20 protein-coding genes are annotated in these 16,443 nt (G+C 72.0%); 4 read left to right on the top strand and 16 right to left on the bottom strand.

Features of this window, described 5'->3' with window-relative positions; genetic code table 11:
• Position 1: 1 nt before the first annotated feature.
• The 3 genes from J2X63_RS09330 to J2X63_RS09320 all read right to left on the bottom strand — a co-directional run bounded on the left by J2X63_RS09330 (position 2) and on the right by J2X63_RS09320 (position 2,697).
• Positions 2–505, bottom strand: coding sequence for a hypothetical protein (locus J2X63_RS09330; RefSeq protein ID WP_309976379.1), 504 nt, complete (start codon positions 503–505; stop codon positions 2–4).
• A 92-nt stretch (positions 506–597) separates the two neighbouring features.
• Positions 598–2,061 carry a catalase gene (locus tag J2X63_RS09325; RefSeq protein WP_309976377.1) on the bottom strand — a complete coding sequence of 488 codons (1,464 nt, stop codon included), beginning with the start codon at positions 2,059–2,061 and terminating at the stop codon, positions 598–600.
• Between the two features lie 165 nt (positions 2,062–2,226).
• On the bottom strand, positions 2,227–2,697 hold the full coding sequence (locus J2X63_RS09320) for a Fur family transcriptional regulator (protein WP_309976375.1): 471 nt from the start codon (positions 2,695–2,697) through the stop codon (positions 2,227–2,229).
• 137 nt (positions 2,698–2,834) lie between these two features.
• On the opposite strand from J2X63_RS09320, the gene purL reads away from it, so the two are divergent.
• From purL to J2X63_RS09305, 3 genes are read left to right on the top strand one after another with little or no spacing between them, the layout of a single operon-like run.
• Positions 2,835–5,174 carry a phosphoribosylformylglycinamidine synthase subunit PurL gene (gene purL, locus J2X63_RS09315; RefSeq protein ID WP_309976373.1) on the top strand — a complete coding sequence of 780 codons (2,340 nt, stop codon included), beginning with the start codon at positions 2,835–2,837 and terminating at the stop codon, positions 5,172–5,174.
• 40 nt (positions 5,175–5,214) lie between these two features.
• A complete protein-coding gene (locus J2X63_RS09310) occupies positions 5,215–5,883 on the top strand; it encodes an NUDIX domain-containing protein (RefSeq protein WP_309976371.1) in 669 nt (222 codons plus the stop codon).
• Positions 5,871–6,110, top strand: coding sequence for a hypothetical protein (locus J2X63_RS09305; RefSeq protein ID WP_309976369.1), 240 nt, complete (start codon positions 5,871–5,873; stop codon positions 6,108–6,110). The genes J2X63_RS09310 and J2X63_RS09305 overlap by 13 nt, the downstream gene beginning before the upstream one ends.
• Here the strand turns inward: J2X63_RS09305 and J2X63_RS09300 are convergent.
• Positions 6,107–6,511 (bottom strand): hypothetical protein, encoded by a 405-nt coding sequence (locus tag J2X63_RS09300; protein ID WP_309976367.1) that lies wholly within the window; start codon positions 6,509–6,511, stop codon positions 6,107–6,109. The genes J2X63_RS09305 and J2X63_RS09300 overlap by 4 nt on opposite strands.
• A gap of 106 nt (positions 6,512–6,617) precedes the next feature.
• Here J2X63_RS09300 and J2X63_RS09295 point away from each other — a divergent pair, with 106 nt between their 5' ends.
• Entirely contained in the window at positions 6,618–7,040 is a 423-nt protein-coding gene (locus tag J2X63_RS09295; protein ID WP_309976365.1) for a DUF2809 domain-containing protein, read from the top strand.
• Here J2X63_RS09295 and J2X63_RS09290 read toward each other — a convergent pair.
• From J2X63_RS09290 to J2X63_RS09235, 12 genes are all read right to left on the bottom strand, one after another.
• A complete protein-coding gene (locus J2X63_RS09290) occupies positions 7,037–7,567 on the bottom strand; it encodes a hypothetical protein (RefSeq protein ID WP_309976363.1) in 531 nt (176 codons plus the stop codon). The two genes, J2X63_RS09295 and J2X63_RS09290, sit on opposite strands and share 4 nt — an antisense overlap.
• Positions 7,564–7,983: a pilus assembly protein CpaE gene (locus J2X63_RS09285; RefSeq protein WP_309976361.1), complete on the bottom strand. Its 420-nt coding sequence runs from the start codon at positions 7,981–7,983 to the stop codon at positions 7,564–7,566. Before J2X63_RS09285 ends, J2X63_RS09290 begins: the two co-directional genes overlap by 4 nt.
• A gap of 63 nt (positions 7,984–8,046) precedes the next feature.
• Positions 8,047–9,204 (bottom strand): alcohol dehydrogenase catalytic domain-containing protein, encoded by a 1,158-nt coding sequence (locus tag J2X63_RS09280; protein WP_309976359.1) that lies wholly within the window; start codon positions 9,202–9,204, stop codon positions 8,047–8,049.
• Between the two features lie 321 nt (positions 9,205–9,525).
• Positions 9,526–9,675, bottom strand: a complete 150-nt coding sequence (locus tag J2X63_RS09275; RefSeq protein WP_309976357.1) for a hypothetical protein — start codon at positions 9,673–9,675, stop codon at positions 9,526–9,528.
• Positions 9,676–9,716: 41 nt separating this feature from the next.
• Entirely contained in the window at positions 9,717–10,637 is a 921-nt protein-coding gene (locus tag J2X63_RS09270; protein ID WP_309976355.1) for an SDR family NAD(P)-dependent oxidoreductase, read from the bottom strand.
• A complete protein-coding gene (locus J2X63_RS09265) occupies positions 10,634–10,966 on the bottom strand; it encodes a chorismate mutase (protein WP_309976353.1) in 333 nt (110 codons plus the stop codon). The genes J2X63_RS09270 and J2X63_RS09265 overlap by 4 nt, the downstream gene beginning before the upstream one ends.
• A gap of 32 nt (positions 10,967–10,998) precedes the next feature.
• The gene (locus J2X63_RS09260) at positions 10,999–12,315 is read right to left on the bottom strand and encodes an FtsX-like permease family protein (protein WP_309976351.1); all 1,317 of its coding nucleotides are present in this window, start codon (positions 12,313–12,315) and stop codon (positions 10,999–11,001) included.
• Positions 12,312–13,004, bottom strand: a complete 693-nt coding sequence (locus J2X63_RS09255) for an ABC transporter ATP-binding protein (protein WP_309976349.1) — start codon at positions 13,002–13,004, stop codon at positions 12,312–12,314. The genes J2X63_RS09260 and J2X63_RS09255 overlap by 4 nt, the downstream gene beginning before the upstream one ends.
• Before the next feature lie 93 nt (positions 13,005–13,097).
• Positions 13,098–13,865 carry a hypothetical protein gene (locus J2X63_RS09250; protein WP_309976347.1) on the bottom strand — a complete coding sequence of 256 codons (768 nt, stop codon included), beginning with the start codon at positions 13,863–13,865 and terminating at the stop codon, positions 13,098–13,100.
• Positions 13,862–14,770: an ABC transporter ATP-binding protein gene (locus tag J2X63_RS09245; RefSeq protein WP_309976345.1), complete on the bottom strand. Its 909-nt coding sequence runs from the start codon at positions 14,768–14,770 to the stop codon at positions 13,862–13,864. Before J2X63_RS09245 ends, J2X63_RS09250 begins: the two co-directional genes overlap by 4 nt.
• On the bottom strand, positions 14,767–15,126 hold the full coding sequence (locus tag J2X63_RS09240) for a GntR family transcriptional regulator (protein WP_309976343.1): 360 nt from the start codon (positions 15,124–15,126) through the stop codon (positions 14,767–14,769). Before J2X63_RS09240 ends, J2X63_RS09245 begins: the two co-directional genes overlap by 4 nt.
• Positions 15,127–15,432: 306 nt before the next feature.
• Positions 15,433–16,341, bottom strand: coding sequence for a DMT family transporter (locus J2X63_RS09235; RefSeq protein WP_309977882.1), 909 nt, complete (start codon positions 16,339–16,341; stop codon positions 15,433–15,435).
• Between the last annotated feature and the right edge of the window lie 102 nt (positions 16,342–16,443).

The following is a 16,443-nucleotide window of genomic DNA, read 5'->3' as shown; positions in this document are numbered from 1 at the left end:
CTCAGTGCACGAGCGAGCCGAGCCAGATGACGAGCAGCCCGAGGCTCCCGGTGACCACGGCGCTGACGACGCGCAGGTACCAGGGGCTGCCACGGCGGGCGGAGGCGAGGTAGCCGAGCACCGCGAGCACGGCCACGCCCACCCAGAGCGCGGCGTAGTACGCCACGTACTCGTCGACCCACCCGACGACGGCGAGCAACAGGAACACGGCGGGCAGCACCATGGCCAACAGCAGTCCGGCCGTGTGCCGGATGGCACCGCGAGCGGCGATCAGGACGGCGCGGAGTCGCGGCTGCGTGTCGTCCTCTCGCGCGAGCACGCCCGAGTAGATGTGCGCGAGCCAGAACACGCCCACCGATCCGAGCACGAACAGCAGCACCTCCAGGTCGGTGTCGTCCTCCCAGCCCACGGCGATCACGGAGCTGACGAGCACGGTGCCGTAGATCGCGTACTCCGTGCGGTAGGCCGACAGCGCCTTCCGCACGGGGGTCCACACGGCGTGCATGGCGGTTCCTTCCACCGGGCGCAGGGGATCCTGCGTGCGACGGACTCTACTCGCGACGGCCGGGGCGCACCACGCACCCCGGCCGTCGTGGGTCATGCTGCGGCGTCGTCGACGGACGCGGTGGCGGCGATCAGCTGCGCGCCGAGGCCCGCGTCGACGTTGGTCCAGTACGCGAAGAACCGCGCCCGGATCTCGCCGACCGTGATGGCGGCCGCCTGGCCGGCGAGCGTCTGGACGAGCCGCTCCTTGGCCGCGGCCGAGTACACGTCGCGGTAGAGGGTGCCGGCCTGGCCGAAGTCGCTGTCCTCGGCGTGCAGCGTCGCCGCCGACCGCACCAGCTCGCCGTCGCTCTCCCAGCTGCCCTCGCCCGCCGCAGCCGCGTCGGCGACCGGACCGCCGAACGAGTTCGGTGCGTACACCGGCGTCGTCGGCGCGTTGTACGCGTGGCGCTGCGCGCCGTCCTGCGAGTAGTTCTGCACGGATGCCGCGTGCGGCGCGTTCACGGGGATCTGGTTGTAGTTCGTGCCCACCCGGTAGCGCTGCGCGTCGGGATAGCTGAAGACTCGGGCCATGAGCATCTTGTCGGGGCTGATGCCGATGCCCGGAACCGTGTTCGCCGGCGAGAAGGCGGCCTGCTCGATCTCGGCGAAAAAGTTCTGCGGATTGCGGTCGAGGGTGAGCGTGCCTACCGGGATCAGCGGGTAGTCCCCGTGCGGCCACACCTTGGTGAGGTCGAACGGGTTGAAGCGGTAGCTCTTCGCGTCCTCGTAGGGCATGACCTGCACGTGCAGGTCCCACTTGGGGAACTCGCCCCGCTCGATCGCGTCGAAGAGGTCGCGGCGGTAGTGGTCGGCGTCGGCCCCGGCGATCGCCTCGGCCGTGTCCGCGTCGAGGTGCAGGTCGCCCTGTCGCGAACGGAAGTGGTACTTGACCCAGAAGCGCTCGCCCTCGGCGTTGATCCACTGGTACGTGTGCGAACCGAAGCCGTGCATCTCGCGCCACGACTTCGGCAGGCCGCGGTCACCCATGAGGTACGTGACCTGGTGGGCCGACTCGGGCGACAGGGTCCAGAAGTCCCACTGCATGTCGGCGTCGCGCAGTCCCGAGCCGGGCAGGCGCTTCTGCGAGTGGATGAAGTCGGGGAACTTGATCGCGTCGCGGATGAAGAACACCGGGGTGTTGTTGCCCACGATGTCGTAGTTTCCCTCGGTCGTGTAGAACTTCACCGAGAAGCCGCGAACATCGCGCCACGTGTCGGGCGAGCCCTGCTCACCGGCGACGCTGGAGAACCGCAGGAGCGTCTCGGACTCGACGCCGGGCTGGAACACGGCGGCGCGCGTGTACGCGGAGACATCCGCCGTCACCTCGAAGCGGCCGAAGGCGCCGCCGCCCTTCGCGTGCACGATGCGCTCGGGGATGCGCTCCCGGTTGAACTGGGCGAGCTTCTCGACCAGGTAGCGGTCGTGCAGCACGGTGGCGCCGTCGGCGCCGGCCGTGAGGGAGTGCGCGTCGCTCGCGACCGGGGTTCCGGTCTGCGTCGTCGTGGGTTCCGACATGTGTCGTCCTTCTCTCTCTGAGGTGGTGGTGCGGGGGTCGGTGGTGCGGGGTCGGGGGTGCGGGAGCGGTGGTGCGGGGTCGGGGAAGGCGCGCCGAACTCCGCCTCGACGAGGCGAGGGCGCTGGCGGCGCGGCGGGCGGTGAGCGCCGTGCGGATGCCGCGGGCTAGCCGGACTCGGCCGGAGCGTGTCGTTCGAGCTCGGCGACGGCTTGCCGGCAGTCGGCGCAGAGGCCCCAGAAGGTGACCTCCGCCGTGTGGATGGCGAAGCCGGCGGTGTCGGCCGGCACGAGGCAGGGCGGCTCGCCGATCACGCAGTCGACGTCGGCCACGGCGTGGCAGCGGGTGCAGACGACGTGGTGGTGGTTGTCGCCGATGCGGCTCTCGTAGAGCGCGGGCGAGCCCGCGGGCGCGATGCGGCGCAGCAGCCCGGCGTTCGAGAGGTCGCCGAGCACGTTGTAGATCGATTGCAGCGACACGCTCGGGTGATCGGCGGCGACGCGCGCGTGCACCGCGTCGGCATCGAGGTGGCCGTGTCCCGTGACCGCGTCGAGCACCGCGATGCGTGGCACCGTGACCTTGAGCCCCGCCGCGCGCAGGTGCGCCTCGGCCTGCTCACGGTCGGATGCGCTGCTCATATCCTCGACCGTAGCAGTTGTTTTGAATCACTCAAAACAACGAGGCCTGCTCAGGTGAGCACCCCGGGTAGACTTGCACGGTCAGGCATCCGCCCCCGCGGCATCCGCTCGCCGCCGTTCTCTGGAGCTCGCCACTCGTGACCATCGAAGCCCCCGCCACGACCGCTGCCCCGACGACCCAGACGCCGGTGCTCGACACCGTCGAGGTCGCCGCGGCCACGCCCGAGAAGGAGCAGCCGTACGCCGCGCTCGGGCTGAAGCCCGACGAGTACGAGCGCATCCGCAACATCCTCGGCCGCCGCCCCACGAGCGCCGAGCTCGCGATGTACTCGGTCATGTGGAGCGAGCACTGCTCCTACAAGTCGTCGAAGATCTACCTGCGCCAGTTCGGCAAGAAGGTCACGCCGGCGATGAAGCAGCACCTCATGGTGGGCATGGGTGAGAACGCCGGCGTGCTCGACATCGGCGAGGGCTGGGCGGTCACGTTCAAGATCGAGTCGCACAACCACCCGAGCTACATCGAGCCGTTCCAGGGCGCCGCGACCGGCGTCGGCGGCATCGTCCGCGACATCATCTCGATGGGCGCACGCCCCGTCGCGGTCATGGACGCGCTGCGGTTCGGTGCGATCGACCACGCCGACACCGCCCGCGTCGTGCACGGCGTCGTGTCGGGCATCAGCTTCTACGGCAACTGCCTCGGCCTGCCGAACATCGGCGGCGAGACCTGGTTCGACCCCACCTACCAGGCGAACCCGCTCGTGAACGCGCTCGCCGTCGGCGTCATGCGCCACGAGGACCTGCACCTCGCCAACGCGAAGGGCGCCGGCAACAAGGTCGTGCTCTTCGGCGCCCGCACCGGCGGCGACGGCATCGGCGGCGCGTCGATCCTCGCCTCCGACACGTTCGCCGAGGGCGGTCCCACGAAGCGCCCCGCCGTGCAGGTCGGCGACCCGTTCGCCGAGAAGGTGCTCATCGAGTGCTGCCTCGAGCTCTTCGCCGGCGACCTCGTCGAGGGCATCCAGGACCTCGGGGCGGCGGGCATCTCGTGCGCGACCTCCGAGCTCGCGTCGAACGGCGACGGCGGCATGGCGATCGTGCTCGACGACGTGCTGCTGCGCGACCCCTCGCTCACGCCTGAGGAGATCCTCATGAGCGAGAGCCAGGAGCGCATGATGGCCATCGTGCGCCCCGAGAAGCTCGACGGCTTCCTCGAGGTCGTGAAGAAGTGGGATGTCGAGACGAGCGTGCTCGGCGAGGTCACTGAGACCGGCCGCCTCTCGATCATGTGGCACGGCCAGGAGATCGTGAACGTCGACCCGCGCACGGTCGCTGTCGACGGCCCGGTATACGAGCGCCCGGTCGCCTACCCGTCCTACCTCGATGCGCTGCAGGCCGACGGGGCATCCGCCCTCGAGCGCCCCTCGACGCCCGAGGCGCTGCGCGAGCAGTTCGTGCAACTGGTCGGCTCGGCGAACCAGGCGGATGCCGCATGGGTCACGAACCAGTACGACAAGTACGTGCTCGGCAACACGGCCCTGAGCTACCCCGACGACGCGGGCATGGTGCGCGTCGACGAGGAGTCGGGCCTCGGCGTCTCCGTCGCGACCGACGCGAACGGCCGCTACTCGCAGCTCGACCCGCGCCAGGGCGCGAAGCTCGCGCTCGCCGAGGCGTATCGCAACGTCGCCGTGAGCGGCGCCAAGCCCATGGGCGTCTCCGACTGCCTGAACTTCGGCTCCCCCGAGAACCCCGAGGTCATGTGGCAGTTCTCCGAGACGGTCGAGGGCCTGAGCGACGGATGCCTCGAGCTCGGCATCCCCGTCACGGGCGGCAACGTGTCGTTCTACAACCAGACCGGCGACGTGCCGATCCACCCCACCCCGGTGATCGCCGTGCTCGGCGTGATCGACGACGTCGCCCGCCGCATCCCGTCGGGCTGGCAGGACGACGGCCACAACATCTACCTGCTGGGCGACACGGCGGCCGAACTCGACGGCTCGGCCTGGGCCGGTGTCGTGCACGACCACCTCGGCGGTCGTCCCCCGGCCGTGGACCTCGGCCGCGAGAAGGCACTCGCCGAGCTGCTCGCCGCCGCCGCCCTCGAGGGGCTCATCGACTCGGCGCACGACCTCAGCGACGGCGGCCTCGCGATCGCCCTCGCCGAGGCGGTCGGCCGCTTCGGCGTCGGCGCACGCGTGGTGCTCGACGAGGTGATCCAGGACGCCGGCATCGACGCGGCGACCGCACTCTTCTCAGAGTCGACCGGGCGCGTCATCGTGTCGGTCCCCCGCGAGGACGACGTGAAGTTCCGCGGGCTCTGCGAGGGCCGCGACTACCCGGTGCGCCGCATCGGCGTGACGGATGCCGCGTCGGGCTCGCTCGAGGTGCAGGGCCTGTTCACCGTGCCGGTCGAGGAGCTCCGCAGCGTGAACCGCGCGCCGCTCGCCGACGCGTTCGGCCCGATCGTCGGGTACTGACACCGACTCGACCGGGTCGGCGACGGAGGCGAACCACACGATGGACGACGAGCGGCAGGCGTACTCCGACGAATACGCCGCCGAGCACGGCCGCTTCGCGCTGATCCCCGCCGCCTACGTGTTCCTGCTCGACGGCGAGCGCGGCGACGCCGGCGAGCGCGTGCTCCTCCAGCGGCGGGCGGGCACCGGCTACTACGACGACTGGTGGGCTGCCGCGGCCGCCGGGCACGTGGAGCAGGGCGAGACCGTGTTCGCGGCCGGCGTGCGCGAGACGGCGGAGGAGCTCGGCGTCGACGTCGTCGAGGCGGCCCTCGAGCCGCTCACGGCCATGCACCGCACCGGGGGCACCGGCCGGCCCGTCGACGAGCGCCTCGACGTGTTCTTCGCCTGTCGCTCCTGGCGGGGCACGCCGTCGCTCATGGAGCAGAAGGCGACCGGGCTCGAGTGGTTCCGGCTCGACGCGCTGCCCGATCACGTGGTGCACCACGAGCGATTCGTGCTCGAGGGCTACCGCGACGGCACGCTGCTACCGCTGACGGCCTACGGGTTCGGCGGCGAGCCGGGTCTCGCCGACGCCGTTGCGGCTGCGGGCGCAGGAGGCGGCCCCGCGGCATCCGGAACCGACGCCGGCCGGTCGCTGTGGACCTCGCTCGGCTTCACGGAGCAACCCGCGTGGCGACGGTGGGTGAGAACGCCATGGAGCTCGTGATCGGGGCGCTGGCCGCGCTCTTCGGCCTCGCGCTCGTCGTCGGCATGACGGTGCGGGCCGTCATGGCCCCGCGCGGCCGGCGGGTGCGCGCGGCGTTCGGCCCATTGATGGGCGCCGGCGAGACGTATCAGGAGCTGCACACCGGCCAGAAGGGCCTGCAGGACTCCGTGATCGAGTCCATCCAGGAGTCCGAGGTGCGCCCGTCCCGCACCGACGGCGACGACTAGAGGAGACGGAAGCCCGACGCCCCGACCGTCATCACGAGCGCGGCGGATCCGACCGCGGCGACGGCGATCATCGAGAGGCGCTGCACGAGGGGGCGCGACGCCGTCGGGAGCAGGTACGTCAGCGCGACCCCGAGCGAGGCGACCGCGAGCACCAGGACGCCGCCGGTCATCGCCGCCGAGCTGCGCGCGCCCGTCACGCACGCCGCACCCGTCCCGGCCAGGTCGACGGTCGCGCAGACCTCGGGCATGAGCGCGGCGCCGACGAGCAGCATCCAGAAGACCAGCGCGGTCGCGACCGTGGGAACCCACGCGCGGTCGGTCGACGTGATCGACGCCATGTGCCCGACCTCCCCCGCAGCGGTCACCGAACGGCCGACGGATGCGCCGACCGCAAGAGCCATGATTCCGCCTCATTCCCGGGCGACACCCCGAACGGGGCACATCGTTGCCGGAGCGATGCCGGATCGTTGCCGAAGCGAGATCGACGGCGTGTGCTTCACTGATCGGATGCCGCAGACGACCCCGCTCGCCGAGACCCGGCGGCTCCGCGTACTCGCCGTCGTCGCGGCATCCGGATGCCTCGTGCTGGGCCTCGCCCTGCAGCTGCTCGCCCGCACGCCCCTCATCGACGTGCTCGGCAGCATGCTCTACGTCGTCTTCTTCGGCCTGCTGATCGTGCTCGTGTGGCCGAGGCTCTCGGCGCTCACGGTCACCGCCATCGCCCTGGCGGTCGCCATGGTGATCGAGCTGCTGCAGCTCACCCCCGCGCCGGCGGCGATCGTCGCCGCCCTGCCGGTGTCCAGGCTCCTCTTCGGCAGCGCGTTCGACCCGATGGACCTCGCGGCCTACGTCGCGGGCGCGGTGCTGCTGTGGCTGCTGCTCGCGCTGCTTCGCGTGGGTGCTGCCCGCGTTGCTCGGGGCGGGCGCTAGGCGCCCTGCGGCGGGTGCGCCAGCAGGTCGACGCGGTCGGTGAGGTAGCGATCGAGCGGCATGAGCGCGTCGGGCTGGGCGTGGCTCCAGCGCACGAGCACCTCGCCGTCGCGCAGCACGAGCGGGCCGGATGCCCCAGCGCGGCCGAGCTCGTCGAAGTCGATCGGTCGCGCGTCGAACGCCACCGTCTCGCCCTCATGGATGCCGCCCTTGACGGCCGCGGCCCGGAGGGCGCGCTGCTCGGCGACCGCGGCAGCCGTGATGCTCTTGCGCGCGACCCGCTCGGCCCGCACGACCCGCCCGGTGTCCCAGGCGCCGCCCGACTCGTCGAGCAGCAGCACGCCGAGCCGCCAGACCCGCCCGAGCGGGGTCATGCGCGCGGCGCGCGGGATCCCGAGCACACGGCGTTCGGGCACGAGCTCCGCGAGCACCTCCTGGCGGGCCCCTGCGTCCCGCAGCGCGGCGACGGCGTCGGCCACGAGCAGCCTGGCGCGCGCGACGGAGGCCGCGGCCGCGGCATCCGTCATCTCGACCTGCCGATGAGCTCGAGCAGTGCCAGCCCGTACGCCTCGGCCGGGTCGGGATGCTCGAAGCGCATGCGCGACCCGCCGACCTCGACCTCGACCTCGAACGCGTCGTCGAGGCGGGTCAGCGACCGGAACGTCGCCCGCAGCAGCTCGCGCAGCTGATCCTCGCGGGGCAGCCACACCGCATCGGCGAGCGCGACCGAGTCGAGCGCCCACTCGGTCGTGCCGTTGAACGCGAGGATCGTGCCCGTCGGGTACCGCCGCGCCTCGATCGTCATCTCGCTCACCGTGAAGACATCGGCCTCGACCTCGGCCTCGACGTTCTCGGCCAGGTCGAGCTGGAAGCGGTCGCCGGACTCCGGATGCCACGTGAGGCCCGCTTCCCGGAGCGCGAGCGCCAGCTCCCTGCTGATCATCACCCCATGCTGCCCTGAACCGGACGCGGCGTCACGCCCCCGCATGGCGCGGCGTGGGACCGCTCACACGGCTCGTCGTCCCGGCGCGACGCCGACCCGCACGTACCGGCCCGTCGCGGCCTCCGCGAGTGCCTCGTCGAGTTCGACCAGCGGATGCGTGGCACCCACGAGCTCGTCGAACGGCACGCGCCGCCACGAGCGCTCGAGGAAGTCCACGGCCCGCCGCAGCTGCGACCCCGTGTAGTCGTGCACGGCGCTGACCGTCACGAGGCGTCGAACGAGCGAGTCGGGGTCGAGGCACACCTCGGATCCGGGCGGCACGCTGCCGACGAGCACGGCCGTGCCGCCCGCACCGAGGGAGCCGATCGTGGCGCGCACCGCCGACGGCGCGCCTGACGTCTCGACGGCGGCCAGCACCTCGGGCAGACCCCGCCGTTCGAAGTCGGCGAGCGCGTGGTCGAGCCGCTCCGGCGAGGCCGACCGGGCCGTCGGGTCGACCGGGACAGCGCCGATCTTGCGCGCGAACGCCCGCCGCGAGGCATCCGGCTCGGAGACGATCACCTCGGCACCCGCTTCGATCGCCAGCGCGGCCACCGTGAGCCCGACGAGCCCCCCGCCGGTCACGAGCACGAGGCGGCCGTCGAGGTCGAGCCGAGCGGATGCGGCGTCGAACGCCGCCACCGCCGTCGCCGTCGCGCACGACACCGGTGCGAGCACCCGGCTCGGGATGTCCTCGCCCACCCGCACGATGTCGGTGCCGACGCGCAGCTGCACGTGGGTGGCGAAGGAGCCCGAGAGCTCCCAGCCGCGGTGCACGCGTTCGTGCCCGTAGCGGGCGAGCTCGCGGCACCGCTGCGGCAGGCCGCGCGCGCAGCGGTCGCACGTGCCGCAGGCGACGAGCACCGACCACACGACACGGTCGCCGAGCTCGAGCGGCACGCCGTCGGCCCGGCGGGCGCCCTCGCCCACGGCGACGACCCGCCCCACCTGCTCGTGCCCGAGCACCAGCGGACGGTGCGCCGGACGTTCGCCGAGCACGGTGCGCACGTCGGACGGGCAGATGGTGGCGAGCTCGACCTCGACGAGCGCCTCGCCCGGCGAGAGCCGTACGCCCGGCGCCGCGATCGCGTCGTGCGGGCGACCGGGGTCGTTCCAGACCATGGCGACGGGGGAGGGCTTCACGATGACGTCGAGCTCGCCGACGTGCTGCACGGTGTGCACGCGTGCGCCCTAGCGCCGGCCGAGGCCGAGCAGGTCGACCAGCAGGTCGATGTCGTGTTCGTCGGCGCTGTCGAGTTGCTCGAACAGGTCGACGAGCATGGTGTGCCTGGACATGGCTGGGCCTCCTCAGACGGCCCCGGTTGGGTGAGGCCGCTCCGCCGCGCGGAACTCCGCCCGCGATACCTTGCCCCGACGCTATGCAGCGGCCGCCAACGCCACCCGACGTGAGGGTTGCGCGCAGGTGAACCGCGCCCGTCCGGCGGCTGCGGCGTTCGCCGTGGCGCGTCAGGACCGGCGGCGTGCCGGGCCCGCCGTGCCGCGTCAGGACCGGCGGCGTGCCGGGCTCATCGCTGCGCCCAGGCCTACGACGACGACCGCGACGAACAGCAGCCCCCACCGGGCCGTCACCAGCGCCAGCAGCGCGATGACCACGCCGACGACCACCACGACGCGGGCCAGCAGCATTCGCACGCGCGGGGTGAACCACCGGGCGCCCGCACGCCGCTCCGCCGTCACGCGCCGACCACGAACGGGCGACCCGTCGCCTGCTCGGCGAACGCCCACACGCGCGCGCCGATCGCCGGGTCGGACGACACCCGGGTCGGCTCCTGCAGCGTCGGCTCGCCACGCGTCAGGAAGCGGGGACCCCAGAACTGGCCGCCCTCCACGTCGGCGGCGGTCAGTGCGTGCAGCACGACCTCGGCGCCCCGGTGCTTGCCCTGCGCCCACGCGGCCTGCAGCGCGTCGCCGAAGCGTCCGCCCCGGCTCGGCTCGTTGACGCCCGGCACCGTGGGCGTGCGCCCGCTCACCGAGTAGCCCGGATGCGCGACGACGCTCGCCACGGAGCTCCCGACAGCCCGCAGTCGCCGGTCGAGCTCGAACCCGACCGACTGCGCCGCGATCTTCGACTGCGCGTAGGCACGCCACCCGTCGTAGCCGCGCTCGAGCTGCAGGTCGTCGACCCGGAACGTCGACAGGCGCGTCGCCAGGGACCCGAGCGACACGACTCGGGCGCCGGGCGCGAGGTGCCGCACCAGCCCGCCGAGCATGGCGAAGTGCCCGAGCACGTTCGTCGCGAGCACGAGCTCGTTGCCGTCGACCGACTCCTCGCGGTGGCGCGGTGGGTGCACGATGCCGGCGTTGGCCACGATCCCGTCGAGGGGCGCCTCGGCCAGCAGCCGGCCGGTTGCGTCCGCCACCGCGTCGAGCGACGAGACGTCCATCACGAGTGTGTCGACGGATGCCGCGGGCCGGGCGCCGCGGATCGCCGCCGCCGCGGCATCCAGCCGTTCGGGGCTGCGCCCGCTCAGCACGACGTGGGCTCCCGCACCGGCGAGCCGCGCCGCGGTGAAGAACCCGAGCCCGGCGTTCGCGCCGGTGACGAGGTACCGCCGCCCAGTCAGCGACGGGAGCGCGAGCGGGTACCAGGTCACAGGCCGTCGCCGGCGGCGCCGTTGCCGGCGAGCTCCTCGTGGTGCTGGATGACCTCGGCGACCACGAAGTTGAACCACTTCTCGGCGAACGCCGGGTCGAGGTGCGCGTCCACCGCGAGCGCCCGAAGCCGAGCGATCTGCCGCCGCTCGCGTTCGGGATCGCTCGGCGGCAGTCCGTGCTGGGCCTTCAGCCGCCCGACCTGCTGCGTGAACTTGAAGCGCTCCGCGAGCAGGTGGATGAGGGCCGCGTCGATGTTGTCGATGCTCGAGCGGATGCCGAGCAGCTCGCTCATCGCGGCATCCCGTTCGTCGATCGCCCCGTCAGTCATGCATCGAGCGTACCCGCGTGGCCGGGTCCGGATCACCCCGTCGCCGCACGCGCCAGCACCGGTCGCGTCGACAGCAGTCCGAGCCACACGATGCCGATCCCGATGGCCAGCACGCCCGCGATGACGAGCAGCGACGCGGGCGCGACGATGAGCGTGATGCCGGTCAGCGGCAGCATCACGACGGCGGCGGTGACGGCCGAGCCGATCGCCGTGATGCGCAGCGGCGACATCACCGAGCGGCGGCGCGCGGCATCCATCGTGCCGACCGGCATGCCGAGCATGTCGAGGCTGCGGTAGAGCTCGCCTCGGTCGAGGATGCCGGCGGCCTGGTTGACGCCCACCGAGCACGCGACCATGAGGAACGATCCGATCACCGTGATGAGGATGCCGGTGCGGATGTCGGCCATCAGCACGTCGGAGTCGGCGTCGCCACCGGTGCCGAGCGCGTCGAGCACGGCGACGCCCGTGCCGGCGAAGACCGCCATGAAGCTCGTCATCGCCACGCCGCCGACCTGACGCCACGCACCCTTCGGCGACTCGAGCACCGTGCGTGCGGCGAGCAGCCGGCCCGGCGTCTTCGCCCGCTTCGCCTGCCCCTTCGCGACGAGCCGGATCGCCCACGGGCCGACCAGGTTCAGCACCGCGAGGGAGGCGCCGAACCCGAACGCGAGCATCGCGAGGATCACCATCACGCTGCCCGCCACCTGCAGCACCGACATCACGCCGAACGCGAGCGCCACGACCGCCACGGCGACGACCGCGCGCACCCAGTGCATCCGCGGCGCCTCCTGGCGGGTGCGCACGCCCAACGGGGAGATGACGACCTGCCGCAGCCCGAGCACGGCGCTCAGCGCGGCGAGCGCGGCGATCGCGAACGGCACGGCGACGAGCACCCACCACGGCAGCAGCACGCCGGATGCCCCGAGCGGCTCGCCGCGGAACTCGATGAGCCCGAGCAGCGGCACGATGGCGAGGTACACGGCCACGCCCGCGACCGCGCCGACGAGCGCGAGCACCGACGACTCGATCACGGCGAGCGCCGAGACGGTCGCCGGCGTCGCCCCGAGCAGCCGCAGGGTGGCGAGCCGGTCATCGCGCCGTCGGGCCGACAGCCGCGCGGCCGCCCCGCCGAGCGAGACGAGCGGCACGACGAGCAGCACGAGGGCGATGACCGCGAGCGCCTGGTAGAGGATGCCGTCGTCGTCGGTCCACGTCCAGAAGGTCTGCGCGCCGCCGATCACTGTGAGCAGCAGCGCCGTGACGATCCCGAACGCGGTGACGGGCAGCACGGATGCCGCGGCGCCCGCCGAGCCCGGACGTGCGAGGAGCCACGCGACCCGGGCGATCATGCGGGCACCCGCTCCCCGACGATGCGGCCGTCCCGAACGTCGACGATGCGCGAGCAGCGCGCGGCGACCTCGGCGTCGTGCGTCACCACCACGAGCGTGCGGCCCTGACCGGTCGTCGAATCGAGCAGCGCCCGCATCACCTCGGACGATGTCGTCGAGTCGAGCGCGCCGGTCGGCTCGTCGGCGAAGATGACGGATGCCCCGGTCACCTGCGCCCGGGCGATGGCGACGCGCTGCGCCTGCCCGCCCGAGAGCTGCCCGATGCGACGGTCCTCCATGCCCGCGAGGCCGAGGGCGGCGAGCCAGCCGCGCCCGTACTCCTCGGCGCGGGCGCGCGGCATCCCGTTCAGCATGAGCGCGAGCGCGACGTTCTCGACCGCCGTGAGCTCGGGGATGAGCAGCCCCTGTTGGAACACGAACCCGAAGGCCTCGCGTCGCAGCCTCGACCGCTCGCGCTCGCTGAGGGCGGTCACCTCGACGCGCCCGGCGCCCGAGTGGAAGCCGACCGTGCCCGCGTCAGGGCGCGTGATGCCCGCGAGGCAGTGCAGCAGCGTCGTCTTGCCGGAACCGGAGGCGCCCATGATGGCGACGGACTCTCCGGTTCGCACCGAGAGGTCGACGCCGGCGAGGGCGTGGGTGGACCCGAAGGTCTTGCTGAGGCCGGCGGCCTCGATCACGAAGGAACTCATGCTCCGAGCCTCGCGCCGGCGGGCGTTCGCTCGCGTCGCACCCGAGGTGGATTGAGGCGGCTCGGCGTCATCCTCGGGGATGACCCGCTCGGGTCAGCGGGGCGTGGCCCGCCGGATCACCGCGTAGCCGCCGATCGCGCACACCAGGGCGAGCCCGAGCACGACGGTGAACACCCCCACGATGCCGATCCCCCCGAACCACTCGAAGATCGCCGGCCAGCTCTCGGTGAAGGTCGCGATGGCGACTCCGCCGAGGAGGAGTGCAACCGCGCCCAACGCGAGGGTCAGCATGCCGCGCATCCGCCACCGCAGGTACACGGTCGTGACGCTCGCCCCGATGAAGAGCACGAACAGCTGGAGCGCGAGCGTCGTGTAGAAGTCGACCAGCCAGCCGTTCTGCCCGTACCAGAGCGCGTCGAACATCGAGACGTTCAGCCACCAGCCGTTCGTGGCCATCTCGAGCTGCACCAGGGTGGCGATGGCGATGGCGTTCAGCAGCGAGACGATCCCGAACATCGCGCTCGTCCCGAGCCAGAAGTCCCGTCGCGTCGCGCCGAATCCCAGGGCGAACGACATCGTGAGGCCGATCGCCTGGACGCCGACGGCGACGAGGTACCACTGGGGCGACAGCACTGCCCAGCTGTAGCGCATGCCCTCACCCATCTTCTCGGTGTCCGCACCCGCGGCCCCGGCGATGATGCCGATGACGATCATCACCAGCCATGCCGCCCCGAGGATGATCCACGGGATGCCGAAGAACACCGACGGCGTGAGGGCGTGCAGGCGCACGACGCGCCACACCTCGGTGAATCGAGTCCGCGGCTCGGTGCGGACGGTGGATTGTTCGATCACGGCGGTCATGCTGCGACCTCCTGTTCGGTCGAGTCGGTGCGGAGGTCGGCGCCGGTCATGTGGACGATGAGTTGCTGGAGTGAGACCGGTGCGAGCTCGAGGCCGAGCTCGGCGGCTCGGATGCGGTCGGCCTGGTCGAGCCGGCCGTCGATCGTGACGGACGCCAGGCCGCCGAGGCTCTCGCGACCGATCACCGCGCGATCGGCGACGAACGACTCGACCGCCGCCCGCCCGCCCGCCACGGTGGTGGCGGACCCGCGCACCTCGTCGGCGTCGCGGTCGAGCAGGATGCGTCCCTGGTCGATGATCAGCAGGTGCTCGAGGAGGTTGGCCACCTCGTCGATCAGGTGCGTCGAGAGCACGATCGTGCGGGGGTGCGCGCTGTAGTCCGCGAGGAGCCGATCGTAGAAGATCTGCCGCGCCACCGCGTCGAGGCCCAGGTAGGGCTCGTCGAAGAACGTGAGCGGCGCGCGCGAGGCGAGGCCGACGATGACCCCCACCGCCGAGAGCTGGCCGCGCGAGAGCTTCTTGATGGGGCGATCGAGCGGAAGCCGGAAGTCGTCCACGAGTCGCTCGGCGAACTCGGCATCCCAGTTCTCGAAGAACCACGGTGCCGCCTTCAGCACGTGCGAGGCGTGGAAGGCGTCGGGGTATCGCTGGGACTCGGCGATGAAGCAGAGTCGTCGCAGCACGTCGGCGTGCTCGGCCGGCGTGCGGCCGAACACCTCCAGCTCGCCGTCGTTCGGGAAGATCTGGCCGGTCAGCATCTGCATCACGGTGGTCTTGCCCGCGCCGTTCCGGCCGAGGAGGCCGTAGATGCGGTGCTCCTCGAGCGTGAAGTCGACGGCGTCCACCGCCGTGAATGAGCCGTAGCGCTTGGTGAGTCCGCTGGCGCGGACCACGGTGCGGGTCATGAGTCGATCCTTTCCGCGCGGAGGAGCCCCGCGAGTTCGTCGATGTCGATGCCGAGCTTCTCGGCCTCGATGATGAGCGGCCGGAGGTATTCGGCAGCGAAGTCGGCCCTGCGACGTTCGACGAGCCGTGCCCGCGCGCCCTGGGTCACGAACATGCCGATCCCCCGTCGCTTCTCCACGATTCCGTCGTCGACAAGGCGATTCACCCCTTTCAGTGCCGTGGCCGGGTTGACGCGCAGGAAGGTCGCGAACTCGTTCGTCGACGGGATCTGGCCGCCCTCGGGGAGCGATCCCTCGATGATGTCGTTCTCGACCTGTTCAGCGATCTGGATGAAGATCGGGCGTGATTCGTCCAATGCCGGCCCATCTGGTCGTGCGTTCTGGTGCGGTGCGCGAACCTCATTGGTTCATTACTTGTGTAACTAACCAACCATGCACTGATGCTGCTGTCAAGACCCTCGGTTCCGCGGCTGGTGTGCGCGGGGCCAACCGTGCCGGATCGGGCGCCGGCGGCATCCGAAATGCAGGAAGAACGCGCGCCACCGCGGCGCGTCGGGCCCTCCGCGCTGGCGCGTCGCCGAGAAGTTCCTACATTTCGGCCGTGGAGGGAGGGGACGGCCAGGCGGCGGGGAGGTGAGGGGGAAGGCGGGCGGCGGGGCGCGTCAGACCGCTGAGGCGGCGGCGGCGCGCCGCGGGAGGCGGAGGCGCCCCTGCGTCAGCAGGATGCCGAGCAGCACGAGCACCGCACCGACCGGTTCGTGCCAGCTGAAGCGCTCGCCGAGCAGCAGCACGCCCAGGGCGACGCCGACGACCGGGGTCACGTACGTGACCGTCGAGGTGCCGGTCGGCCCCCAGGCCCGCAGCACGTTGATGTTCCAGATGTAGGCCAGGCCGGTGCCGAGCACGCCGAGGGCCAGCAGCGAGCCCACGATGGTCCAGTCGAGGTCGACCGGGGTCAACGCGATGAACGGCGTGAGGGCGAGCATCACGACGGCCGAGACGCCGATCGAGAGGAACGCGAAGGTCGCCGGCGCGATCGGCCGCTGGCTGAGGAACCGGCGCTGGTAGCCGAACGTGAAGCCGTAGCAGAGCGTGGCCACGAGGCAGGCGAGCTGCCCGGCGAGGCTGCCCGTGAGCGCCTGGTACTGCCACGGCCCGATGATGACGAGCACGCCCACGATGCCGATGCCCACGCCCGCCCACCGGCTCAGGCCGAGTCGCTCGACGCGGAAGACCAGGGTGGCCATGAGCGCGGTCATGATGGGCGTCGTCGCGTTGTAGATCGACGCGAGGCTCGACGACACGTACTGCTCGGCCCACGCGAAGCACAGGTAGGGGATGACGCAGGTCGTGAGCGACACGACGAGGAAGTGCAGCCACACCACCCGCTCGCGCGGCAGCACCGGGCCCGGCGTGCCGTCGGCCCGAGGCACCCGCGGCCGCGTGACGAGCACGATCGCGCCGAGCGCGAGGGCGCCGAGCAGCGTGCGCGTCCACGCGACCTGCCCGAACGACACCCCCTCGAGCGCGACCTTCATGAAGAGGAAGCTCGCCCCCCACACGACTCCCATCGCGAGGAACTGCACCCACGTCGACAGCCGTCCCGATGGACTGGGGCCGGATGCCGCGACGGCGGTCTTCGCGCTGGTGCTCGTGCTCACCGGTCGAGCGTA

It is taken from the genome of Agromyces sp. 3263 (assembly GCF_031456545.1).
Classification (GTDB): domain Bacteria; phylum Actinomycetota; class Actinomycetes; order Actinomycetales; family Microbacteriaceae; genus Agromyces.
The sequence above is the reverse complement of the archived record's forward strand: the minus strand, read 5'-3'. Positions and strand labels throughout refer to the sequence as shown.